This window comes from Amycolatopsis sp. NPDC059027 (assembly GCF_042739735.1).
In the GTDB taxonomy this organism is placed as follows: Bacteria; Actinomycetota; Actinomycetes; order Mycobacteriales; family Pseudonocardiaceae; genus Amycolatopsis.
Genome location: NZ_JBHYIK010000027.1, coordinates 88,278 through 109,898, shown reverse-complemented (window position 1 = coordinate 109,898; position 21,621 = coordinate 88,278). Strand labels below are relative to the sequence as shown.

Genomic DNA, 21,621 nt, shown 5'->3' with positions numbered 1-21,621 from the left:
TCTACAAAGGACTGTCCACAGGAGACGCCGGACGGCGGGCGAACGGCGGCGCGTGCTCGGGCCGGAGCCCGATTCCGCCCAGGTAGGCGGTGAGCCCGGCCAGGAACGGCATCCGGCGCAGCAGGCGCAGCGGCAGAGGCAGCCGGTTCCCGTCGAGGGTGCCGTCGAGGGCGGGCTTGATGATCATCGCGTGTTCGCCCGCCTGGGACCGCTGGACCGCGGCCATCGGCAGCCACCGGCGCCGCCGGACGGCGGCCAGCTCGCGGGTGGTGACCCTGCCGCGCAGCAACGGTCCCGCGAGCAGCGCGGCGGTCGCGACGGCGTCCTGCACGGCGAGGTTGACCCCGACCCCGCCCACCGGCGACATCGGATGGGCCGCGTCCCCGATGCACAGCGCGCCGTCGACGTGCCACCGGGCCAGCCGTCCCATCCGCACGTCGAGGAACTTCACGTCGTCCCACGACTCGATCGCGGCCAGCTGCCCGGCGTCCCAGCCGAACAGCTCGCCGATCCTGGTCCGGAAGTCCGCCAGGCTTTCCTTGCGCAGCAAGGCGTCCTGGCCCTTCGGGATCAGGTACGAGGTCTGGTAGTAGTCGTCGCGGTCCATCGTGACCGCGGCGTGCCCGCCGCCGAACCGGCCGAAGACCCCCTTGTCCTGCTGGGGGTTCGTGCCCTTCGGCACCCGGACCTGCCAGACGTCCATCGGCACGTCGAGCTCGCGTAGCCGCAGGCCCATCGCCTCGCGCACCGTCGACCAGCGGCCGTCACAGCCGACCGTGAGCGTCGCGCGCAGCTCGTGAAGCTCACCGTCCTGATCGCGGTAGCGCACGCCGGTGACCCGGTCGCCTTCGCGGAGCAAATCCACGACGGCGCAGCCCATCCGCAGGTCGAAGGCCGGTTCGGCGGGCCCCGCCTCGGCGAGCAGGCCGAGCAGGTCCGCCTGCGGGACCATCGCGATGTGCTTGTGGCGCCCGGGAATCCGGCGGAAGTCGGCCACCGTGACCTCGGCGATCTCGGCCCCGCCGAGCCGCAGGTGCATCTGTTCGAGGATCCCGCGGGGGAGCCGGGCGAACCGCTCGCCCAGCCCCAGCTCGTCGAGCAGCCGCAGAGTGGAGGGATGCACGGTGTCGCCACGGAAATCGCGCAGGAAGTCCCGGTGCTTCTCCAGCACCACGACGTCGACGCCCGCTCGCGCGAGCAGCAGGCCCAGCATGACGCCCGCCGGGCCGCCCCCGGCGACGCAGCAGCGCACTCGTTCTGTCATGGTCCCGACGCTAGCACAAACTTAGAGTCTCTCTAAGTTTAGAGTGACTGTAGTAACCTGACCGGTATGGCGGGACTGCGCGAGGCGAAGAAGGAACAGACCCGGCGTTCGCTCATCGGGGCGGCGCTGCGGTTGTTCGACGCACACGGCTACGAGCAGACCACCGTCGCCGACATCGCCGGGGCAGCCGGTGTTTCCCCGGCGACGTTCTTCAACTACTTCGCCACGAAGGAGGACGTCGTCTTCGCCGACCAGCACCGCTACGACGAAGTGCTGCACGAGATCTTCGCCACCGCGGACGGTTCGGAGCCGATCGCGGATCTCGTACCGCGCACCGTCCGGGCACTCGCGACGGCGCCGGTGTGGAGCTTCCCGCTCGACGATCCGCTGACCGCTGTCCGTGCCCGGCTCATCGCGTCGGTTCCCGCGTTGCGGGCGGGTTTCCTGCTGCGCAACGCCGTCTTCGCCGACGGCTGGGCCCGCATGTTGCACAAGGTCTACCCGGACGTGCTCACCGAGGCCATGGCCGCGACGCTGACCGGTGCGGTGATGGGCGCGCTGCAGAGCGGGTTCGCCGTCTATTCCGGCGGAGAGCCACTGGCGGACGTCGTGACGCGGGCGGCCGAATACGTCGTGAGCGGGTTTCCGGCGGTCAGGACAGGCAGCCGCGCGAAGCGATCTGGCCGTCGGGGCCGATCAGGGTGACGTCGGTCCCGTAGTAGCTCGGCGACCTGGCCTGCTTCGCCGCGATGGTCGCGGTGCAGACCAGCTGGTTGACCGCGGTGGACGACAGCGTCGTCACCGCGAAAGGCAAGCTGATCACCATCCGGTCGGAGCCGGGGTCACTGCCGATCAGGCCCGGACCAGGCGGAGGCAGTTCGGTGCCGTAGCCGCGAGCGCGATCGTCCGGGTCGGGGCCCCGCAACAGGATCGAGAGCGCCGTGTTGACCGACACCGGGCCGCCCACCGAGCGGGCCACCGCGGCCGGGTGGCCGTCGAGGACGAAATACAGGATCAGCGTGCCCGACTCGGCTCCGGGGGTGGGCAGCGTCGGTGCCGGGCCGGCCGGGACGGCTCCATCGGTCGGCTGCACCCCGCACGCCGCGGTCAGCAGCAGGAGCCCGAGTGCGCACAGCCTCGCGAAACGCTTCATGACGATGCTCCCGTCGCCGCGTACCGGGGCAGCCACAGGGTGAACCGGGCCCCGGCGGAGGTGTTCGACGCGGTGATGTCGCCGCCGTGCAGCCGGGCGTTCTCGCGCGCGATCGACAAGCCGAGCCCGCTGCCCTCGGACCGCGCGCGGGACGTGTCGGCCTTGGTGAACCGGTCGAACACCCGGGGAAGCGCCTCCTCGGGAATACCGGGACCGTGGTCGGTGACGGTGAGTACCACGAGGTCCCGTCCCGCACTGTCCACTTCGGACCGTAGGCGGATCTCGACCGGCGGGGCGCCGTGCCGCAGCGCGTTGCCGACGAGGTTCGCCACGACGATGTCGAACCGCCGCCGGTCCAGCGTCGCGGTGAGCCCGTCCGGCAGATCGGCGACCAGATCCTCGCCCACCTGCCAGCCCCGCGCCGCGAGGCAGTCGGTGACCGCGGTGGCCAGGTCCCATTCCTCGAGCCGGAGTTCCGCCCGGCCCGCGTCGAAGCGGGAGATCTCGACCAGATCCTGCACGAGCCGGGTCAGCCGCTTCGTCTCGGCGGACACCAGGCGGGCGGCCACGGCGGTGTCGGCGGGCAGTTGCCCGGCGTCCTCGTCGAGCACGTCGGTGACGGCGTTCATCGCGGCCAGCGGGGTCCGCAGCTCGTGCGAGACGTCGGCGACGAACCGGCGCGCGTCGGCCTCCATCTCCCGCAGTGTGCCGACCGTGCGTTCCAGCTCCGCCGCGGTGTTGTTGAACGTGGTGACGAGCTGGGCCAGTTCGTCGGAGCCCTTGGCCCTGAGCCGGACATCGAGCTGGCCGTGCCCGAGCTGGCTCGCGGCCGTGTTCAGCGCGCGGACGGGCCGGAGCACCTGGCGCGCGGCGAGCAGGGCCAGCGCGATCGCGAACGGCAGGACCCACGCGGCGGTCCGCCAGGCCGACGTCGCGAGTTCGGCGATGGCGGCCTGCTGCTGGTACAGGGGCGCTGTGGCGTAGACCTCGACGCCACTGTGGACGGTCTGGCCGTCGGCGCCCTTCGTCATCAACGGAAACCCGACCGCGAACCGCGGCCCGCTGGGGGTCGCGACCCGCTGGAACTGGATGACGTTCTCGGCGGCGACGGCGGCACGGAGTTCGGGCGGGATTTCGCTCAGCTGCGGGCCGGTGGGGGAGCGCAGGTCCCGGTAGACCGCCACGGTGCCGGATGGCAACGTGTTCGCGAACGTGGTCAGCGACTTCTGGGTGGGCGGGGTGCTCAGGATGATCATGTTCGCCCTGACCCGTTCGAGCAGGGAGTCCATGGTCTGGTTCTGGACCCCTTCGAGGATGGTGTTGCGGCTCGTGACGTAGGTCGCCCCGGACGCCGCCGCGGCGCCGACGATGGTCACCAGCGCGAACGCGGCGGCCAGCCGGGGCCGCAGCCCGGCCAGCCACGACCGCAACCGGGGACGTTTCACGAGCGGCCGAACCGGTAGCCGAACCCGCGTACCGTCTGGATGTGCTCGGGTTTGGCCGGCACGTCCTCGATCTTCGCGCGCAGCCGCTGTACGCACGCGTCGACCAGCCGCGAGTCGCCGAGATAGTCGTGGTCCCACACCGCGGAGAGGATCTGCTGGCGGCTGTAGACCTGGCCCGGCGTGCGGGACAGCTCCAGCAGCAGCTTCAGCTCGGTCGGGGTCAGCGAGACCCGCTCGCCGTGTTTGGCGACCTCCATGGCGGCGCGGTCGATCACCAGGTCGCCGTGGCGCTCGGCGGAACCGGTGTCGCCGCGTTCGCTGACCACGCGGCGCAGCACCGCGCGGATCCGCGCGTCGAGAACGCGCGGTTCGACCGGTTTGACCACGTAGTCGTCGGCGCCCGCTTCGAGCCCGGCGACGATGTCGAAGTCGTCGCTGCGCGCGGTGAGCATGATGATCGGGATCTCGCCCGCCGCGCGCATCCGGCGGCAGGTCTCGAAACCGTCCATTCCGGGCAGCATGAGATCGAGGACCACCAGGTCCGGCTGCCGTTCCTTGAGCACGTCGATGCCGCGTTCGCCGGAATCCCCGGTGTACACCTCGTGTCCCTGCCTGCGCAGGGCCAGTTCGAGCCCTTCCCGCACGGACGCGTCGTCCTCGACCACCAACACCTTCGCCACCTCGGTCATTATTCGCGACAGGAGGGGGTGAGTGCGAATTCAGGCAACCCGGCGGGGCAGTTGTAGCAAAACCATGACATCACGCTGACGGAACGACGAAATCCCGAGCCGAGACTCGGGGACATGGCAGTGACGTTCTTCGAGGCACCCTTGACCACCCGGCCCGCGGCGGCGCGGCACGCACTCGCGGTGCGTGCCGCGTCACGCACCGCCGTGCTCGTGGCGAGCGCGGCGGGGTTCGCCATCGCCTTCGTGGCGGCGTACCTGCTGTTCGTCCGCACCGAGGCAGGGCAGCGGGCGGAGAACGGCGTCGTCCGCAGCGCCCATTCGATCGCGAAGTCCACTGTGGACTGGGCGACGCCGTTGCGGTCGACCGATCTCGTCGTGATCCTCGGCGGCACCGCGATCGCGCTCGTCGTGGTGGCGCTGGTGCGCCGCCGGTTCACCGTGGGGGTGTCCGCGCTGCTCCTGCTCGCCGCGCCGCTGGCGCTGGCCCAGCTGCTCAAGCTGTACGTGCTCGAACGGCCGGAGATCCGCGACGGGCTCGGTGTCGCCGGCCACAACAGCTTCCCCAGCGGGCACGTCAGCGCCGCCATGGCCGTGCTGTTCGCGATCGCCGTCGTGCTGCCGCGCAAGGCCCGGCTCCCGGTGTTGCTGGCAGGCGCGTTCGGCGCCGCGTGGGTGTCCGCGTCGACGATCGCGCTCGGCTGGCACCGGCTCAGCGACACGCTCGGCGGATGCACGCTCGTCGCCGCCGCGGTGTGCGCGGGGGCCGCGTTGATCTCCTCGCGGCGGCCGGACGGCACCCGGATCCCCGTGGTCCCGGTGCTGATCGGGCTCGTCACGCCGGTGGCGCTGGTGCTCGGCGGTTTCGCGGTGCTGAGCAGCGCGACCTCGGAGGCTGCCCGGTTCGTGGCCGCGATGGTGCTGGCGGCGGTCTCGGCGATCGTCGTGGTCGTGCTCGTCGCCGCTCCGCTGCACAAGGTCGGTTTCGACCGCAGGATCGGCGCGTCGGCACGGGACCGGGCGCTGATCGCCTCGGCCACCCGGCGGTAGCCCCGCGCCCTCCGCGGACCGTGAGTCCGCCTCGCGGGGGGCGCCTGAGTCCTTTGTGGACTGTGCTGCGACCTTGTCGCTTGAGTGCCTGGCAGGAGGCGTCCCTCGACGCGATCGTATAACGACCTATACGGCGCGTCTCGCGGCGAGCGGATTCCGGCGCCGCTGTCAGGAAATTCCTCGAATCCGGCCGCGGCGTGCTGCGGATTTCGCACCGCGCGGAGCGAACCCGAGCGCCAGCCGCCGGTCGCGCCTGGCCACCCATGACCGTGGCGACCGTCGCATTCGAACATCAAATCCGGCCGCATGATCGCGTTTTGACAACGGATTTCGTTGCGAAGTGCCGGTTGACGACGCCGAATCCGTGCTGTTTCATGCGTCACAACCTGCGTCGGACCGGATCGATGGGAGCGCCCCATGGCGATGACAGCCGACCCGCCTCCGGCCACCTCCGCAGCCGAGGGTGCGCGCTCGCCGGGCATCGAAACCGGGCCGGGCCCGCGGAAGCTGCCGCGCTCGATCGGCGTGTTCGGCGGGACGTTGCTGACGCTCAGCTGCCTGACGCCGGCGTCCTCGTTGTTCGTCGTCGTCCCGCCACTGCTCGCGCTCACCGGCACCGGCGCCGCGCTGACGATCGTGCTCGCCGGCGTGCTGTGTGTCGCGGTTGCCTTCTGCTACGCGGAAATGGGCACGCTCGTGCCGAGCGCGGGTGGCGAGTACGCGATGGTGGGCACGGTCGCCGGGCGGTTTTCCGGCTGGCTGATGTTCGCGCTGTCCTTCGTCGTCGTCCTGGTCATCCCACCGATCTTCGCGGTCGGCACGGCCGACTATCTCGCGCCCGTCCTCGACGTCGACAAACGTGTCGTCGGTGTCGTGGTGATGCTGCTGGGCACGGTGATGGGCCTGCTCAACCTGCGCGCCAACGCCTGGATCACCGGGGTCTTCCTGTGCCTGGAGGTCGTCGCCGCCGGGGTCGTGGCCTTCCTCGGCTTCGCGCACGCACAGCGTCCCGCGTCGGTGCTGGTCCAGCCGACGCTGGCCGAGCCGGGCCAGGGGAGCGTGCTCGGCCCGGTCACGATCATCGCCGGGCTCGCGGTCGCCCTGTTCGTGCTGCAGGGCTTCACCACCGCGATCTACCTCTCCGAGGAGATGCGCACGCCGCGCCGGACCGTGGTCCGGACGGTGCTGTGGACGCTGGCCGCGGGCGCGCTGGTGGTGCTCGTGCCGGTGGTCGCGATCGTCCTCGGGGCTCCGGACGCCGCCACGCTCGCCGCCGGTGACGTGGCGGCGATGGTGACCGGCTGGAGCAACTCGGCGGTCGGTGTGTTCGTCAGCCTTTCCATCGCGATCGCCATCGTCAACGCGGTCGTGGTGATGGTCATCCAGAACTCGCGCGTGCTCTATGCCTCGGCCCGCGATCGCGCCTGGCCGGACGGGGTGAACCGCGTGCTCGGCACGATCGGCGCGCGGTTTTCGTCGCCGTGGCCCGCCACCCTGGTGGTCGGCGTTTCCGGCGCCGTGCTGTGCCTGGTGCCGATCGCCACGCTCAACGGGGTGACCAGCGTGGTGGTCGCCGCGCTCTACTTCGGGGTGGTCGCGGCGACGCTGGCGGCGCGGCGCGGGAAGCACCGCCAGGCCGCGGCGTGGCGGATGTGGGGCTGGCCGGTGCTGCCGGTGCTGACCGCCGTCGTCCTGCTTTACGTGCTGTCCCAGCAGAAAGCGTCCGATCTGGTGATCACGCTCGCGGTCGTGGTGCTGGCCGCCGGATACTGGCGGTGCTACCTCCGGCCGCGCGCGGGCGAGCGTTGGGTGGTGACCGTTCCCGAGAACTAGCACCGCACCGCGCATCAGCACCCTTCGACCATGGAGAAAACACCAGTGAGTGACAAGGAAGTCTTCCGTAACTTCGTCAACGGGGAGTTCGCCGACGCCGCCGACGGACGCACCCTCGACATCGTGAACCCGGCGACCGGCACCGTCTACGCCACATCGCCGCTCGCCGGTGAGTCCGATGTGGACAGCGCGGTTTCCGCCGCCGCCAAAGCCTTCGAGACCTGGCGGGACACCACGCCCGCCGAGCGCCAGCTCGCGCTGCTGAAGATCGCCGATGCGCTGGAGAAGCGCGCCGACGAGTTCGTCGCGGCGGAGTCGGCCAACACCGGGAAGCCGCTGGCGCTGACCAAGAGCGAGGAGCTGACCGCGTCCGTCGACCAGCTGCGGTTCTTCGCGGGCGCGGCGCGCGTGCTGGAGGGCAAGTCGGCCGGTGAGTACATGCGGGGCTTCACCTCCTACGTCCGGCGCGAGCCGATCGGCGTCTGCGCACAGGTGACGCCGTGGAACTACCCGCTGATGATGGCGATCTGGAAGATCGCGCCCGCGCTCGCGGCCGGGAACACGATCGTGCTCAAACCGTCCGACACCACCCCGGCCTCCACCGTGCTGCTCGCCGAACTGGCCGGGGAGTTCCTGCCGCCTGGCGTGTTCAACGTCGTCTGCGGCGACCGGGACACCGGGCGCTCGCTGGTCTCGCACCGGATCCCGCAGCTCGCGGCGATCACCGGCTCGGTCCGTGCCGGGATGGCGGTCGCCGGCGCGGCGGCCGCCGACGTCAAGCGGGTGCACCTCGAACTGGGCGGGAAGGCCCCGGTCGTGGTCTTCGACGACGCCGACGTCGAGGCGGCGGCCGCTGCCATCGCCGAAGCCGGGTACTTCAACGCGGGCCAGGACTGCACCGCCGCGACGCGGGTACTGGTCGCGCCGGGCGTGCACGACGACTTCGTCGCCGCGCTCACCGAGCAGGCGCGTGCGACACGGACCGGCGGCCCCGAGGACGCCGAAGCCGCGTACGGTCCGCTCAACAACGCCGACCAGCTGGCCCGCGTCGCCGGGTTCATCGACCGGCTGCCCGGCCACGCGGAGGTCCACAATGGAGGGACGAGGGTCGGGGAGCGGGGCTACTTCTACGCGCCCACCGTGGTTTCCGGGCTGAACCAGGGCGACGAGATCGTGACCGACGAGGTCTTCGGCCCGGTCATCACCGTGCAGCGGTTCACCGACGAGGACGAAGCCGTCCGGTGGGCCAACGGCGTCGAGTACGGGCTCGCGTCCTCGGTGTGGACCCGCGACCACGCCCGCGCGCTGCGGATGTCGAAGCGGCTCGACTTCGGCTGCGTCTGGATCAACGCGCACATCCCGATCGTGGCCGAGATGCCGCACGGCGGCTTCAAGCATTCGGGCTACGGCAAGGATCTCTCGATGTACGGGCTGGAGGACTACACCCGCGTGAAGCACGTGATGTCCGCGATCGACTGAGCCACGAAGGGCCGAGCGAAGCCGTTCGGCTCACCGGTGCCCTTCACCTGCCCACGCCAGAAATCCCGGGTCACCCAGGATTCAGGTGCCGGTAAGGCCACCTTGAGGGCGTCGGACGCCCGTAAGGTGGCCTTACCGGCATCGCACTCCCCGCGAATTGCTCCGCTGTGCCGTATTGCCCGTTTCGCTCGCGCTGTAGCGCACGGACTCCCTGCTGCCCAGCCGCCATGTCGCGAACGACGCGTTCGAGACGATCAACGTCCCGTACGCGTCGTTCAGGACGCGCCCCGCGCCCGCGTACGGCGCGGAATGCCGTGAAGGCCTCCTGCACGGCGGTGAGCGCGGGGCCGCCTCCGGTTACGGGGTGAGGCGGTGGAGGTCGCGGGGGAAGAGCGTCGTCCGGCGGACGTTGTCGTCGCCGGTCAGCCGTGCGGTCCACCGCTCGAGCCCGAGGGCGAATCCGCCGTGCGGCGGCATTCCGTGCGCGAACGCGGCCAGGTAGTCGTGGTAGTCCGCAGGGGATTCGCCCCGAGCTTCCAGTGCCGCGACGTAGTCCGGGTAGTGGTGCAGCCGCTGCCCGCCGGTGACCAGTTCGAGTCCGCGGAACAGCAGGTCGAAACTGCGCGAGTACGCGGGCTCCGCCGGGTCGGGATGTGTGTAGAAGGGCCGCTTCGCCATCGGATACCCGGTGACGAACAGGAATTCGGACCCGTGGACGCGCCGGGCCCAGCCGGAGAGCCAGCGTTCGTGCGCGGGCGCCAGGTCGGGTTCGCCACGAGGGTCCTCATCGGTGTGCCGGGCGAGGAGTTCCTGCGCGTCGGCGAACGTGATCTCCGGGATCTCCTCGGGGACCCGGGGCAGTTCCACGCCCAGCAGCCCGACGGCGTCGGCCGCCCGGACGGCGACGCCCTCGACCATGCCCGCGAGGACCTGCCGGAGCACGGCTATCACGTCACGATGGTCGGTGATGAAGCCGAGTTCGGCGTCCAGGCTCGTGTACTGCGCGAGATGCCGCGCCGTGTCGTGCGGCTCGGCGCGGAACACCGGCCCCACCTCGTACACACGCTCGAACACGCCGACGAGGGCCTGCTTGAAGAACTGCGGTGACTGCGCGAGATACGCGGGACGCCCGAAAAAGCCGATCTCGAACACGTTCGCGCCGGACTCCGTGGCCGTCGCGACGATCTTGGGCGTGTGGACCTCGGTGAACCCTTGCGTGGCAAGGGATTCCCGGAACCCGGCGACACTCGCCGCCGCGATCGTGAACCGTGCTTTCAGCAAGGGGTGCCGCAGGGCGACGGGCGCGTTGTCCAGGATCGTGGGCAACGATGCCGGAACGGTCGGCCGGTAGAGGTCGAACGGCGGCGGCCGGAGTGGTTCCGGCTGCGGGACCACGGCCGGTTCGGTGAGTTCGGCGCCGCCGGGTGCCTGCGCGTTCGCGGTCACCCTGCCGCGCAGGCGCACCACGGTTTCTTCCGGCAGCCGCGGGAATTCCGCCGGGTCCGCGACCACCTGCGCGAGCCCGGAGCGGTCCCGGATCACCAGGAACGTCACGGACTTCAGCGGGCGGCGCCGGTGTACCCAGCCGGCGATTTCGACGTGCTCGCCGACGTGCCGGGGCAGGTCGGCGGCGAGAACACGGTGGATCATCACACTCCTGAGTGGCTGTGCGCGATCCCTTGGGAGTGCGGGCGAGAAGGGAACTCGCGGTGCCACCGCACTTTCACCGCCGATGCGTGGCGGCCTCGTTCGCGGCCCGATCACGGGGGCCTGCCGGCGGGGCATGGGGCCGAAGCCGTTCCTCCCCGCACTCGGGAGGGTCTTCGCCTCGGGCGCGAGACCGCCTTCGCAGCTACCGGCGGCTCTCTCGGACTCGCGTGGTCCCTCGGCTACTCGTCTCCGTCATCGCGTTGCCGTGCAGCATAAGGGACCGGCCGCCACGGACGCGCGTGAATTTCCGGCTACCCCGGATTGACCATCAGGAGCCGGTTCGGTGAGCCCTGCGCGCCGGAGATCACGTTCTTGGTGGAGTCGTTCACCAGCGCGGTCGCGACCTGGGCCGGGGTCAGCGTGGGGTTGCGTGAGAGCACCAATGCCGCCGCGCCGGACACGTGCGGTGTCGCCATGGACGTGCCGGACAGGTCGGCCGAGTCCGTGTCGCTGCCGTTGTACGCCGAAGTGATGCTCTCGCCCGGCGCGAACAGGTCGACACAGCTGCCGTAGTTGGAGAAGTACGAGCGCGCGTCGGAGGAGTCGCTCGACGCCGCGGTCAGCGCCTCGCGTACCCGGGAAGGCGAATGACGGCAGGCGTCGTCGGATTCGTTGCCCGCCGCCACGACCGTCACCACGCCGTCGGCGATCGTCCGCCGGACGGCGTCCTCGATGACCTTGTCGGGGGCGTCGCCGCCGAGGCTCATGTTCGCCACGGCCGGGCCGGACCTGTGGTCGGCCACCACCCAGTCCAGCGCCGCGGCCACGTTTTCGCTGCTGCCCTCGCCGCCGCAGTCGAACACCTTCGCCGAGACCAGCCGGACACCCTTGGCCACGCCGTAGCGCCGGCCGCCGACGGTGCCTGCGACGTGCGTGCCGTGCCCGTGGCAGTCCTCGTTCTGGTTGTCCACGGTGTTCGTGCCCCACACGGCACGGCCGCCGAAGTCCTGGTGCGTGACCCGCACGCCGGTGTCGACCACGTAGACGGTGACGTCGGAAGCCGTGGTGGGATACCGGTAATGGCCGTCCAGCGGCAGCTGTCGCTGGTCGACCCGGTCCAGTCCCCACGACGGCGGATCGGGCTGGTCTCCGGCGACCTTCACCCGCTGGTTCTGCTGTACGTAGGAAACCGCCGGGTCGGCGGCGAGCCGTCGCGCCTGGTGTGCGGTCATCCGCGCCGAGAAACCGTGGAACACATGGGAAAACGTGCGGACGACGGTGGCAGGGTACCGGGCGGCCAGGTCACTCGGCGCGGATTCTCCCTTCAGCACCACGACGTAGCTGCCTTCGATCGCGCCGGGCGCGCTCGCGCCCAGCACGGCGGCCTCGGCGGCGGGCGTGAGGCCCACCAGGCCACCGGCCGTCATCGCCACGGCCGCCAACCACGTTCCCGTCCTCATCACGCCTCCCGTGCGTGCGCGCCGACCATCGCAGGCTAAGGCGAACCGGCCACACCGCGATCGGGTCGGCGCGCCGATTGCTCCGTGCCGCCGGGAAAAGGCGCCGAACGGCCGCCCTACCTTCGTCGGTTCACGGGCGAACGGCGGACGTGTTTTTGTCCACTGTGGAATGTTGTCGCGTCCGCGGGGTCACGGTTCCCGGCCCTTGTAGGCCGCGAGGACGTCGTCCAGTGAGCCGTGCCCGCGTATCCGGCCCTCGTCCATCCAAAGGGCGGTGGTGCACAGCTCCCGCAGCAGTTCGTCGGCGTGCGAGGCGAACACCAGCACCCCGGAGCGGCGGGCGAGGTCGACCAGCCGCCCGCGTGCCTTGGCGAGGAACGCCGAATCGACCGCGCCGAGGCCCTCGTCGAGGATGAGGATCTCGGGGTCGATGGTGGTCACCACGCCGAGTGCGAGCCGTACTCGCATACCGGCGGAGTAGGTGCGCAACGGCAGGCGCAGATAGTCGCCGAGTTCGGTGAACTCCGCGATGTCGCCGACCCGTTTTTCCATCTGCCTGCGGTTCATGCCGAGGAACAGGCCCCGGATCAGGATGTTCTCGTAGCCCGAGACCTCGGGGTCCAGGCCGACGCCGAGGTCGAACACCGGCGCGATCCTGCCGATGACCCGGGTGCTGCCCCGGGTCGGTTCGTAGATGCCGGACAGCAACCGCAGGAGCGTGGATTTTCCGGCGCCGTTGTGCCCGACCAGGCCGACCCGGTCGCCCTCGCTCAGCGACAGGGTGATGTCCCGCAGCGCCTCGATGACCGGGACCCTGGCCCCGGTGCCGATCTTGCCGCCGGCCTTGCCGAGCACCTGCTTCTTCAGCGACCGGGTCTTGGCGTCGAAGATCGGGAAATCGACAGAGGCACCCCGCACCTCGATGCTCACCATGCTGCCACCCTTCAAGCCGTCAGATGCGAATGCAAGTTATCATTCGCATCTGGCCGGCGTCCGGGTGCCTGCCGGTGGGAGGTAACGTGCGGCCGGTGCGTCAGCAATCCGTCGAGCAGGGTTTTCGCCCGCCGCAGCAAGCTCGCAGCCGGGAGTCCCTGCAGAAAGTGCTGGCCGCCGCCGAGCACGTGCTCGCGGACGGGGGTATCGAGGAGTTCACCGTCGCGGCGGTCGCCGAGCGGGCGGGGATGTCGGTGGGCGCGATCTACCGCCGGTTCTCCGGCAAGGACCAGCTGCTGCACGCCGTGAAGGACCAGTTGCTCGGACAGCTGGAGACCGCCGTCGGCGAAGCGCTTCGCTCACCGGCGCCCGGGCTGGACGGCGTCGTCGGAGCGTTCGCCCATGCGCTGGCGCGCACCTTCACACGCCACGACCGGATCTTCCCCGAACTGCTCGACGGCCAGCGTGCCGAGGGGCGGGACCGTGGTCTCCAGGCGCTGGCCGCGATCCAGGACGCTTTCGTCGAAGCGGTTCAGCCCTGTCGCGAGGAGGTCCGCCGCCCGGATCGCGCGCGGGCCGTCCGGATGGCCGCCCGCACCATGATCGGCTCCTGTGTGCACCGCGCCGCCACCTGCCGGTTCTGGTCCGACGGCCTGAGCTGGACCAGATGGGCCACCGAAACGACCGAGATGACGCTCGCCTATCTGGGCGCGCCGGAAGATGCGGAAGGGGAGCGCGCGGTGGTGAGGGGTTCGGCGAAGAAGACGTGACGTCCTCGTCGGCGCCCCGCCCGGCGTCCTCGCGCCTGGCAGGCTAGGGGCATGGCTGACGAGCACCGCGGAAACCGGACTGCCCTCGGCGGGGACCCCGCCGAGGCGGAAACGGTCCTGCTTCCGCGTTATCCGGCGAGCGGGGCGATCGGGTGGCCCACTCGCGACCTCGACGCCGGGCGCCCCTATGACGAGCTCGCCACCCGGGTCATCGCCCGCATCCCGGCGGACGTCGTCGAGCCGGTCACCCCCGGCCGCTCGCTGGCGCGGTCCAGCGGCCGGATCGCGGTGGCTTCGATGGCCAGCCGGGTCACCGGCTTCCTCGGCAAGGTCCTGCTGGCCGTCGTGGCCGGGACGGGCGCGGTGAACGACTCGTTCAACATCGCGAACACCCTGCCCAACATCGTGGTGGAACTGCTGCTCGGCGGCGTGCTGGCGAGCGTCATCGTCCCGCTGCTGGTCCGGTCGCACGACGATCCGGACGGTGGGCAGGCCTACGCGCAGCGGCTGGTGACGATGGCGCTGGTGGTGCTCTCGCTCGGCACGGTCCTGGCCGTCGCGGCCGCGCCGGCGTTCACCGCGCTGTATGTGGACCGGTCCGCACCGGAGGCGAACCCGGCACTCGTCACCGCGCTGGCTTATCTGCTGTTGCCGCAGATCCTCTTCTACGGTTTGTTCGCGCTGATCTCGGCGATCCTGAACGCGAAGAACGTCTTCGGGCCGCCCGCGTGGGCGCCGGTCCTGAACAACCTGGTCGTGATCGTCACCTTGACGGTGTATGCGCTGATGCCCGGTGAGATCTCGCTGGATCCGGTCCGGATGGGCGACCCCAAACTGCTGGTCCTCGGCGTCGGCGTGACACTGGGCATCGTCGTGCAGGCGGTGACACTGCTGCCCGCGCTGGCCCGCAGCGGGTTCCGGTTCCGCTGGCGGTGGGGCCTCGACCCGAGGATGAAGGAGTTCGGCGGCCTCGCCGCGTGGATCGTCGGCTACGTCGCCGTCAGCCAGGCCGGTTTCGTGGTCACGACCCGGGTGCTGACCCGCGGTACGGAGGGCGGAGTCACCGCTTACACCTATGCGTGGCTGCTATTCCAGCTGCCCTACGGCGTGCTCGGCGTCTCGCTGCTCACCGCGATCATGCCCCGGATGAGCCGATCCGCCGCCGACGGCGACACCCGGCGGCTGGTGGGCGATCTGTCCTTCGCCGCCCGGCTGTCCACCGTCGTGTTCGTGCCGGTGTCCGGGGTGCTCGCCGTCGTGGGCGCGCCGATCGGGATCGTCGTCTTCGCCACCTGGGGCACCAGCAGCATCGCGAACGCCGACCGGCTCGGCCAGACGCTGGCCATCGCGGCCTTCGGCCTGCTGCCCTTCGCGCTGGTGATGTTGCAGCTGCGGGTGTTCTACGCGATGAAGGACGCCCGCACCCCGACGTTGATCATGCTGGTCATGACGGCGGTGAAGATCCCGTTGCTGTTCCTGTGCCCCGTGCTGCTGGACGGCGAGCACATCGCGCTCGGCGCGATGCTGGTCAACGCCGCGGCCTATTTCGTCGGCGCCATCCTGGGCCAGATCTGGCTCTGGGTGCGGCTGGGGCACCTGCGCAGCAAACGTGCCCTGCGTGTCGTCCTGTACGCCTGCGGCGCCAGCGTCCTCGGTGCGGCGACCGCGGTACTCGCCGGATTCGCCGTCCCCGGGGCGCTCGGGCCGGTGCTCCAGGCGTGGATCAGACTGCCACTGGAGTGCCTTGTGGGACTCGCCGTGTCCTTCGGGGTGCTGGCCGCGCTGAAGATCCCGGAAATGCACCCGATAACCCGCAGGGCCGCCCGGTTCCTCCCGGTGCTGCGCACCCGTACCTGACCATCGAACATCCCCGTGCCGGTCCTCCGGCTTGACCTGGTGCGCGCTCCAGGTCCTAGCGTCGGAAACGTTCGTCAGCCCTCGAGGTACCGCCCGGCCGGCCGGGCAGGAGGAGTATCCGCGCATGATCACCCGAACCACGCTCGGCTCGCCCGGTCTCGCTGTCAGCGCGATGGGCCTGGGGTGCATGGGGATGAGCGAGAGCTACGGCGCCGCCGACTGGGACGGCGGCCTGGCCACCATCGACCGGGCCCTGGAACTGGGCATCACGTTCCTGGACACCGCCGACGCCTACGGCACCGGGCACAACGAGGTGCTGGTGGGCCGGGCCGTCCACGGCCGCCGCGAGCAGGTGCAGCTGGCCACCAAGTTCGGCATCGACCGCAGCGCCGGCGACCGGGCACGCCGCATCCGCGGTGCCCGGGACTACGTGCTGCGCGCCTGTGACGCCTCGCTGCTGCGGCTGGGCGTCGAGGTGATCGACCTGTACTACGCCCACCGCCCGCCCCAGGACGTGGAGATCGAGGAGACCGTCGGGGCGATGGCCGAGCTGGTCGAGGCGGGCAAGGTCCGCCATCTGGGCCTGTCCGAGGTCGGCGGCGAGCTGCTGCGCCGGGCGCACGCGGTGCACCCGATCACCGCGGTGCAGAGCGAGTACTCGCTGTGGACCCGAGACGTCGAGGCGGTCACTCCGGTGATGGCCGAGCTGGGGGTCGGGCTGGTGCCGTACTCGCCGCTGGGGCGGGGGTTCCTGACCGGCACGCTGGACCGCTCCACGCTGGGCGAGAAGGACTTCCGGCGCACCAACCCCCGCTTCGCAGGCGAGGCGGGCGAGGCCAACGAGAAGATCGCGCGGACCGTGCGCGAGGTGGCCGACCGGCTGGGTGCCACCCCGGCCCAGGTGGCGCTGGCCTGGGTGTACGCCCAGGCCGAGCGGCTCGGGGTGGCGGTGGCGACCATTCCGGGCACCCGCAGCCCGGCCCGGCTGGAGCAGAACGCGGCCGCCCTGGAGCTCACCCTGGACGCCGAGGCGCTGGCCGCACTGGACCCGCTGAGCGACCAGGTGATGGGCGAGCGCTACATCCCCGCGCACACCGCTGAGGTCGCTCGGGGTTAGCCGGTGGGCTCGACGCGCACGGCGTCCAGCTCGGTGACGGGCACGTCACCCTGTCCGGGTGTCGTACCGGAAACGACGGTAGGAAGGACGGCGTGGGGCAGCTCGGTCCGGCCGCGGGTGTGTTCGCGGTGACCAATGTGGACGATCTCGTGCTCCTGGCGTTGTTCTTCGCCAAGGCGGCAGGGGAGCGCGGTGGCGCCGTCCGGGTGGTGGCCGGGCAGTATCTGGGGTTCGCCGCGATCCTGGCGGTCTCGATCTGCGGCGCGCTGGGCGCCGATCTGTTGCCGGAGCGGATGATTCCCTGGCTCGGGCTGCTGCCGTTGCTGATCGGCCTCCGCGCCGGGTGGCTCGCGTGGCGCGGGCGTCACGCCGAGGACGACGCGCCACCGGCGGATCGGGTGGCGATTCTGTCCGTGGCGGGAGTGACCGTTGCCAACGGCGGGGACAACGTCGGGGTGTACGTGCCGGTGTTCGCCGCGGCGGGAACCAGAGAGCTGGTCGTGTACGCCGTGGTGTTCCTGGCGCTGGTGGCGGTTTGGTGTGGCGCGGGCCGGTTTCTCGCCACACGTCCGCCGATCGCCCGCGTGCTCGCCCGCTGGGGGCACGTCGTGCTGCCGGTGGTACTGATCGGGATCGGCCTGCTGATCCTGTGCACTCCCGTCCACTGATCGGGACCGGCGAGGTGGTCCCGTGAAGGAGATATTGGCGGCGGTGAACTTCGGCTGAGCCGCCTCGTTGACCCCGTGGCGTGATCGGTTTACGTTGAGCACGGCTCGGACGGCGAAGGGCACCCGGATTGCTGGTCACCGCAAGGGAAACGCTTCCCGAGGACGCGTGGCGCGCGACGCTGGTCGGGCGCGTGCACGATCCCGGGCAGGGCGGGCCGTGCGTCGTCGCGGTGCGGGGCGACGAACTCGCCGACCTCACGCCCGTCACCCCGACACTCGCCGATCTGACCGAGTCCGCGGATCCGGTGGCACTGGCCAGGACCGCGCCCGCCGCGCGGTCGTGGCCGCTGGCGGACGTCCTCGCCGCGAGTTTCGCCACGGTGCCGTCCGAAGCGGTACCGCGACTGCTCGCGCCCGCCGACCTCCAAGTGCTCAAGGCGGCCGGGGTCACCTTCGCCGGCAGCCTCACCGAACGGGTCATCGAGGAGAAGACGGGCGGGGACCCGGCCCGCGCCGCCGCGGTCAGGGCGGAGGTCGAACGCGCCATCGGCGGCACACTGTCCACAGTGGTCCCCGGATCGCCGGAAGCCGCCGCGGCCAAGGAATGGCTGCGCCGTGAGGGATTGTGGTCGCAGTACCTGGAGGTCGGCATCGGCCCGGAGCCGGAGGTGTTCACCAAGGCGCCGCTGCTGGCGGCGGTCGGCCACGGCGCGCGCATCGGCGTCGCCGCGGTGTCTGCCTGGAACAACCCGGAACCGGAGGTCGTGCTCGCGGTCACCGCCGCGGGCCGGATCGTCGGCGCCACCCTCGGCAACGACGTCAACCTGCGGGACATCGAGGGACGCAGCGCGCTGCTGCTACCGAAAGCCAAGGACAACAACGCTTCCGCCGCGCTCGGGCCGTTCCTGCGGTTGTTCGACGATCACTTCGGCATGGCCGACGTCCGCACCGCCGAGCTGCGCCTGCGGGTCGCAGGCGAGGACGGGTTCGTCCTCGACGGCGCGAGTTCGATGCGGTACATCAGCCGCGACCCGCTGGAGCTGGTGGCCAGTGTGATCGGCCCGCATCACCAGTACCCGGACGGGTTCCTGCTCTACACCGGGACCCTGTTCGCGCCCACCGAGGACCGGGACACTCCGGGCGGCGGCTTCACCCACCACCTCGGCGACGTGGTGCGGATCGCCTGTCCGGCTTTGGGAACGCTGGTCAACACGGTGACGCACGCCGAGACCGCGGAGCCGTGGACGTTCGGGGTGCGGGCGCTGATGGCGAACCTCGCGCGCCGCGGGCTGCTGCCCGGCTGACCTCTACTGTCCACTCAGGACGGAGTGGAAGAAGGCGAGCGTCGACGGGATCAGCGGCTCCCGCTCGTGGATCGCGCCCGGCACGACTTCCAGCCGCACCGCGACCCCGTGCCGTTCGAAACTGCGGGCCAGCGCGGTGATCCGGTCGATCCGGTTCGCGCCCTGCAGGTCCGCGCCGGGCTGATAACGCGGGCTGTCCGGCGTCACCGTGATCTCCCAGGTGTCGGTGTCCGCGCCGCCGACGACCATGTGCACCGCCACGCGGCGCAACGCGGCCAGGTCGAGCGGCGTGCCGAACCGCTCTTCGAGATCGCCGACACCGACCCACCACGGGTGGTCCGCGTCGAGCAGGGTCACCACGCCGGGGGCGCCGATGGAGACCGCGCGCAGCCGGCCGGGATGCAGATAGGTGAACCGGTGGACGAACTGGCCACCGCCGGAGAAACCGGTGAGGAGGAAGCGGTCGTCCTCGACGCGCCAGATCCCGGCGATCTCCTCGATCATCGCGAGCAGGACGTGGTCGTACCGGATGCCGCGGTAGGAGATGTACTTGTAGTTGCTCAGCTCGCCGGGTTCGCCGATACCGCAGGGGAACAGGGGAGCGAGCACGATGCAGTCGTGCTCCTCGCAGAACCCGGCGAACTCGTCGCGGCAGGTCTGCACGGTGCGGGCCGTCCCGTGCACGGCGACGACGAGCGGATACCGGCGATCGTCGTCCTCGGAATAACCGCGCGGGACGTGGAGACAGTAGGAGAACCGTTGGTCGTACTGGGAAGCGAAGAGCGCCGTGCTGCCGAACTGGTAGTACGACAGCCGTTTCCCGTCGCCCGGTACGTCACGCACATCCGGACTCTAGCGGGTTCAGGCCGCCGCGTGCCCCGGCGCGACCAGTGCCCGGCCCGCCGCGGTCAGTACCGCGGGCACCCGCTGGCCCACCGCGCCGGGCCGCCCCGGCCGCAGCAGTCCCTGATGGGCCAGCGTGTGCGCGGTGAACTGATCGCAGCACGGGACGCCGTCGACGAACAGGTCCGGCTCCTGGCTCAGCGTCAGCTGGGCACGCCCGGCGCCGACCGCGCGCAGCATCGCCATCCCCCGGTGGCTCACCGGCGGTTCCGGCGTTCGCCTGGCCCGCAACTCGGTGACGGTGGTCGTGTTCATGGCCCGTTCCCCTTCCGGTGCCGTGGGCGCTTCGTGCGCCTCCTACTAAGAGGTCGAACACGTAGTGCTGGATTCGACATCGGCCTGGGTTTTTTGGGTGATTTTTCCGGCCGGACGGCCGGTCAATCGGGCAGCAGCGGCACCGTGGGCCCCTCGTCCCGGCCCAGCTGGACGGCGCGGGTGATCGCGGTACGGCCGAACCGGTCACGGAGGGTGTCGAGCGTGGTGTCCAGCGCGGTCGTCTGGTGCTGGTCGAACGGCAGCGTCAGCTGGACCGCGTCGTCGTGGGAGAGGTTGGACAGCGCGAAGCCGAGCAGTGTCAGACCGCGCGTATCGACCAGGGGAGCGGCCGTGGCCAGCAGGCCGCGCGCCGCGGACAGGACCGTCTCGGTGTGGTCGGTCGCCTCGGTCAGCGTCCGGGACCGGGTCGCCCGGCTGAAATCGGCGAACCGCATCCGGAGCGTGACGGTGCGGCACACCCGCCGTGCGGCGCGGAGGCGGCGGGTGAGCCGATCGACCAGCGCGATGAGGATGACGTCGAGCTCGGCGGGGGAGCGTTCCCGGCGGCCCAGCGCGCGCTGGGCGCCGATCGAGCGGCGACGGCGCCCGACCTGCACCGGGCGCGGGTCGCGGTTGTGCGCCAGCGCGTGCAGATGCCGCCCGGTGGCGCGGCCGAGCATCGAGGTGAGATCCACCTCCGGCAGTGCGGCGACCTGGCCTACGGTCCTGATGCCGCGCTCGCGCAGCTTGGCCGCGCTCACCTTGCCGACGCCCCAGAGCCGCTCCACCGGCAGCGGGTGCAGGAAGGCCAGCTCCCCGTCGTGCGGGACGACGAGCAGCCCGTCCGGTTTGGCGACGCCGCTGGCGACCTTCGCGAGGAACTTCGTCCGCGCGACGCCGACCGTGATCGGCAGCCCGACCCGCTCGGTGACCTCCCGCCGCAGGCGCGCGGCGATCGCGCTCGGAGTGCCCGCGATCTTGAGCAGGCCGCCGACGTCGAGGAACGCCTCGTCGATCGAGAGCCCCTCGACCAGCGGAGTCGTGTCCTCGAACACCGCGAACACGGCCTTGCTCGCCGCCGAGTAGGCCGACATCCGGGGCGGTACCACGACGGCGTGCGGGCACAGCCGCCGCGCCTCCCCGCCGCTCATCGCCGTCCGCACGCCGAAGGCCTTCGCCTCGTAACTGGCGGCCAGCACGACGCCCCCGCCCACGATCACCGGGCGGGATCGCAGGCTGGGATCGTCACGCTGTTCGACCGACGCGTAGAACGAGTCGAGGTCGGCGTGCAGGATGGGGCCCTCGTTGGTCACGAACATATGTTCGCATGACCCACCGACAGTTCCCGGCGCGGCGAAGCGCGGCGGCTGGTGCCATCCTGGCTTCATGAGCGAAGCTTGCGAGCGAATCATGGACATCATGCGCCAAAAAGGATCGAACACTGTGTCGCGGAGCGAGGCGATCGCATGAGCACTCAGTACGCGCTACTCCAGGCCATGGCCGTCGCACAGGACATCGAGGCCAAGGGCTTCCTCGGCACGGTCGGCAAGATCGCCGCCGCCACGGTCATCTTCTTCATCGCGATCGGCCTCATCGTCGGCCTGCTCATCGGCTTCTTCATCGGCCGGGCGGTGGGCCGGAACCAGGGGCCCCGTCGCTGACGTCGCCGCTCGTCGGGCACACCGATGTCGCGAACGCTCCGTTCGCGTTTATCTAGCGGAAGGGAGGGTCGCGAGCCCCCCCCCGCCCCCAAACCCAAAGCTTAAAACAAGCGGGGAACGGCCCCCCCCCCAC

20 protein-coding genes are annotated in these 21,621 nt (G+C 70.9%); 10 read left to right on the top strand and 10 right to left on the bottom strand.

Annotated features, from left to right (window positions below; genetic code table 11):
* Position 1: 1 nt before the first annotated feature.
* Positions 2-1,264 carry an FAD-dependent oxidoreductase gene (locus ACFWY9_RS20385; RefSeq protein ID WP_378330722.1) on the bottom strand — a complete coding sequence of 421 codons (1,263 nt, stop codon included), beginning with the start codon at positions 1,262-1,264 and terminating at the stop codon, positions 2-4.
* 66 nt (positions 1,265-1,330) lie between these two features.
* On the opposite strand from ACFWY9_RS20385, the gene ACFWY9_RS20380 reads away from it, so the two are divergent.
* Complete coding sequence (locus ACFWY9_RS20380) at positions 1,331-1,969, top strand: TetR/AcrR family transcriptional regulator (protein ID WP_378330721.1); 639 nt, start codon at positions 1,331-1,333, stop codon at positions 1,967-1,969.
* Here the strand turns inward: ACFWY9_RS20380 and ACFWY9_RS20375 are convergent.
* Genes ACFWY9_RS20375 through ACFWY9_RS20365 form a run of 3 tightly spaced genes read right to left on the bottom strand, consistent with a single transcriptional unit; the run spans position 1,917 to position 4,542 of the window.
* The gene (locus ACFWY9_RS20375; RefSeq protein ID WP_378330720.1) at positions 1,917-2,417 is read right to left on the bottom strand and encodes a hypothetical protein; all 501 of its coding nucleotides are present in this window, start codon (positions 2,415-2,417) and stop codon (positions 1,917-1,919) included. The two genes, ACFWY9_RS20380 and ACFWY9_RS20375, sit on opposite strands and share 53 nt — an antisense overlap.
* Complete coding sequence (locus tag ACFWY9_RS20370) at positions 2,414-3,847, bottom strand: ATP-binding protein (RefSeq protein WP_378339565.1); 1,434 nt, start codon at positions 3,845-3,847, stop codon at positions 2,414-2,416. The genes ACFWY9_RS20375 and ACFWY9_RS20370 overlap by 4 nt, the downstream gene beginning before the upstream one ends.
* Before the next feature lie 11 nt (positions 3,848-3,858).
* Positions 3,859-4,542 (bottom strand): response regulator, encoded by a 684-nt coding sequence (locus ACFWY9_RS20365; RefSeq protein ID WP_378330718.1) that lies wholly within the window; start codon positions 4,540-4,542, stop codon positions 3,859-3,861.
* Positions 4,543-4,665: 123 nt separating this feature from the next.
* On the opposite strand from ACFWY9_RS20365, the gene ACFWY9_RS20360 reads away from it, so the two are divergent.
* The 3 genes from ACFWY9_RS20360 (at position 4,666) to ACFWY9_RS20350 (ending at position 8,910) form a co-directional block, all read left to right on the top strand.
* The gene (locus tag ACFWY9_RS20360; protein ID WP_378339563.1) at positions 4,666-5,598 is read left to right on the top strand and encodes a phosphatase PAP2 family protein; all 933 of its coding nucleotides are present in this window, start codon (positions 4,666-4,668) and stop codon (positions 5,596-5,598) included.
* A 417-nt stretch (positions 5,599-6,015) separates the two neighbouring features.
* On the top strand, positions 6,016-7,431 hold the full coding sequence (locus ACFWY9_RS20355; RefSeq protein ID WP_378339562.1) for an APC family permease: 1,416 nt from the start codon (positions 6,016-6,018) through the stop codon (positions 7,429-7,431).
* A gap of 30 nt (positions 7,432-7,461) precedes the next feature.
* Positions 7,462-8,910 (top strand): gamma-aminobutyraldehyde dehydrogenase, encoded by a 1,449-nt coding sequence (locus tag ACFWY9_RS20350; RefSeq protein ID WP_378330715.1) that lies wholly within the window; start codon positions 7,462-7,464, stop codon positions 8,908-8,910.
* Positions 8,911-9,267: 357 nt separating this feature from the next.
* Here ACFWY9_RS20350 and aspS read toward each other — a convergent pair whose 3' ends face one another.
* From aspS to ACFWY9_RS20335, 3 genes are all read right to left on the bottom strand, one after another.
* The gene (aspS, locus tag ACFWY9_RS20345) at positions 9,268-10,560 is read right to left on the bottom strand and encodes an aspartate--tRNA(Asn) ligase (protein WP_378339560.1); all 1,293 of its coding nucleotides are present in this window, start codon (positions 10,558-10,560) and stop codon (positions 9,268-9,270) included.
* 311 nt (positions 10,561-10,871) lie between these two features.
* On the bottom strand, positions 10,872-12,020 hold the full coding sequence (locus ACFWY9_RS20340; protein WP_378339559.1) for a S8 family peptidase: 1,149 nt from the start codon (positions 12,018-12,020) through the stop codon (positions 10,872-10,874).
* 189 nt (positions 12,021-12,209) lie between these two features.
* A complete protein-coding gene (locus ACFWY9_RS20335; protein ID WP_378339558.1) occupies positions 12,210-12,953 on the bottom strand; it encodes an ABC transporter ATP-binding protein in 744 nt (247 codons plus the stop codon).
* Between the two features lie 95 nt (positions 12,954-13,048).
* On the opposite strand from ACFWY9_RS20335, the gene ACFWY9_RS20330 reads away from it, so the two are divergent.
* From ACFWY9_RS20330 to ACFWY9_RS20310, 5 genes are all read left to right on the top strand, one after another.
* Positions 13,049-13,723, top strand: coding sequence for a TetR/AcrR family transcriptional regulator (locus tag ACFWY9_RS20330; protein WP_378339557.1), 675 nt, complete (start codon positions 13,049-13,051; stop codon positions 13,721-13,723).
* 51 nt (positions 13,724-13,774) lie between these two features.
* The gene (gene murJ, locus ACFWY9_RS20325) at positions 13,775-15,580 is read left to right on the top strand and encodes a murein biosynthesis integral membrane protein MurJ (RefSeq protein ID WP_378330710.1); all 1,806 of its coding nucleotides are present in this window, start codon (positions 13,775-13,777) and stop codon (positions 15,578-15,580) included.
* Between the two features lie 124 nt (positions 15,581-15,704).
* A complete protein-coding gene (locus ACFWY9_RS20320; RefSeq protein WP_378339555.1) occupies positions 15,705-16,697 on the top strand; it encodes an aldo/keto reductase in 993 nt (330 codons plus the stop codon).
* Between the two features lie 92 nt (positions 16,698-16,789).
* Positions 16,790-17,365 (top strand): cadmium resistance transporter, encoded by a 576-nt coding sequence (locus tag ACFWY9_RS20315; protein ID WP_378330708.1) that lies wholly within the window; start codon positions 16,790-16,792, stop codon positions 17,363-17,365.
* A 128-nt stretch (positions 17,366-17,493) separates the two neighbouring features.
* Positions 17,494-18,669, top strand: a complete 1,176-nt coding sequence (locus tag ACFWY9_RS20310; protein WP_378330707.1) for a fumarylacetoacetate hydrolase family protein — start codon at positions 17,494-17,496, stop codon at positions 18,667-18,669.
* A 3-nt stretch (positions 18,670-18,672) separates the two neighbouring features.
* On the opposite strand, the gene ACFWY9_RS20305 is transcribed toward ACFWY9_RS20310, so the two are convergent.
* The 3 genes from ACFWY9_RS20305 to dinB form a co-directional block, all read right to left on the bottom strand.
* Entirely contained in the window at positions 18,673-19,512 is an 840-nt protein-coding gene (locus ACFWY9_RS20305; protein ID WP_378339553.1) for an alpha/beta hydrolase, read from the bottom strand.
* Between the two features lie 18 nt (positions 19,513-19,530).
* Positions 19,531-19,827 (bottom strand): hypothetical protein, encoded by a 297-nt coding sequence (locus ACFWY9_RS20300; protein WP_378339552.1) that lies wholly within the window; start codon positions 19,825-19,827, stop codon positions 19,531-19,533.
* A gap of 122 nt (positions 19,828-19,949) precedes the next feature.
* Positions 19,950-21,146 (bottom strand): DNA polymerase IV, encoded by a 1,197-nt coding sequence (dinB, locus tag ACFWY9_RS20295; RefSeq protein WP_378330704.1) that lies wholly within the window; start codon positions 21,144-21,146, stop codon positions 19,950-19,952.
* A 147-nt stretch (positions 21,147-21,293) separates the two neighbouring features.
* Here dinB and ACFWY9_RS20290 point away from each other — a divergent pair, with 147 nt between their 5' ends.
* On the top strand, positions 21,294-21,488 hold the full coding sequence (locus ACFWY9_RS20290) for a hypothetical protein (RefSeq protein ID WP_378330703.1): 195 nt from the start codon (positions 21,294-21,296) through the stop codon (positions 21,486-21,488).
* Positions 21,489-21,621: the final 133 nt, after the last annotated feature.

Excerpts from the sequence above, each read along its gene's own strand:
- ACFWY9_RS20355 (WP_378339562.1), top strand. The coding sequence starts at position 6,016 with ATGGCGATGACAGCCGACCCGCCTCCGGCCACCTCCGCAGCCGAGGGT.
- ACFWY9_RS20350 (WP_378330715.1), top strand. The coding sequence starts at position 7,462 with ATGGAGAAAACACCAGTGAGTGACAAGGAAGTCTTCCGTAACTTCGTC.
- murJ (WP_378330710.1), top strand. The coding sequence starts at position 13,775 with ATGGCTGACGAGCACCGCGGAAACCGGACTGCCCTCGGCGGGGACCCC.
- ACFWY9_RS20340 (WP_378339559.1), bottom strand. The coding sequence starts at position 12,020 with ATGAGGACGGGAACGTGGTTGGCGGCCGTGGCGATGACGGCCGGTGGC.
- ACFWY9_RS20335 (WP_378339558.1), bottom strand. The coding sequence starts at position 12,953 with ATGGTGAGCATCGAGGTGCGGGGTGCCTCTGTCGATTTCCCGATCTTC.
- ACFWY9_RS20290 (WP_378330703.1), top strand. The coding sequence starts at position 21,294 with ATGAGCACTCAGTACGCGCTACTCCAGGCCATGGCCGTCGCACAGGAC.
- ACFWY9_RS20385 (WP_378330722.1), bottom strand. The coding sequence starts at position 1,264 with ATGACAGAACGAGTGCGCTGCTGCGTCGCCGGGGGCGGCCCGGCGGGC.
- ACFWY9_RS20375 (WP_378330720.1), bottom strand. The coding sequence starts at position 2,417 with ATGAAGCGTTTCGCGAGGCTGTGCGCACTCGGGCTCCTGCTGCTGACC.
- ACFWY9_RS20300 (WP_378339552.1), bottom strand. The coding sequence starts at position 19,827 with ATGAACACGACCACCGTCACCGAGTTGCGGGCCAGGCGAACGCCGGAA.
- ACFWY9_RS20380 (WP_378330721.1), top strand. The coding sequence starts at position 1,331 with ATGGCGGGACTGCGCGAGGCGAAGAAGGAACAGACCCGGCGTTCGCTC.
- dinB (WP_378330704.1), bottom strand. The coding sequence starts at position 21,146 with ATGTTCGTGACCAACGAGGGCCCCATCCTGCACGCCGACCTCGACTCG.
- ACFWY9_RS20360 (WP_378339563.1), top strand. The coding sequence starts at position 4,666 with ATGGCAGTGACGTTCTTCGAGGCACCCTTGACCACCCGGCCCGCGGCG.
- aspS (WP_378339560.1), bottom strand. The coding sequence starts at position 10,560 with ATGATCCACCGTGTTCTCGCCGCCGACCTGCCCCGGCACGTCGGCGAG.
- ACFWY9_RS20320 (WP_378339555.1), top strand. The coding sequence starts at position 15,705 with ATGATCACCCGAACCACGCTCGGCTCGCCCGGTCTCGCTGTCAGCGCG.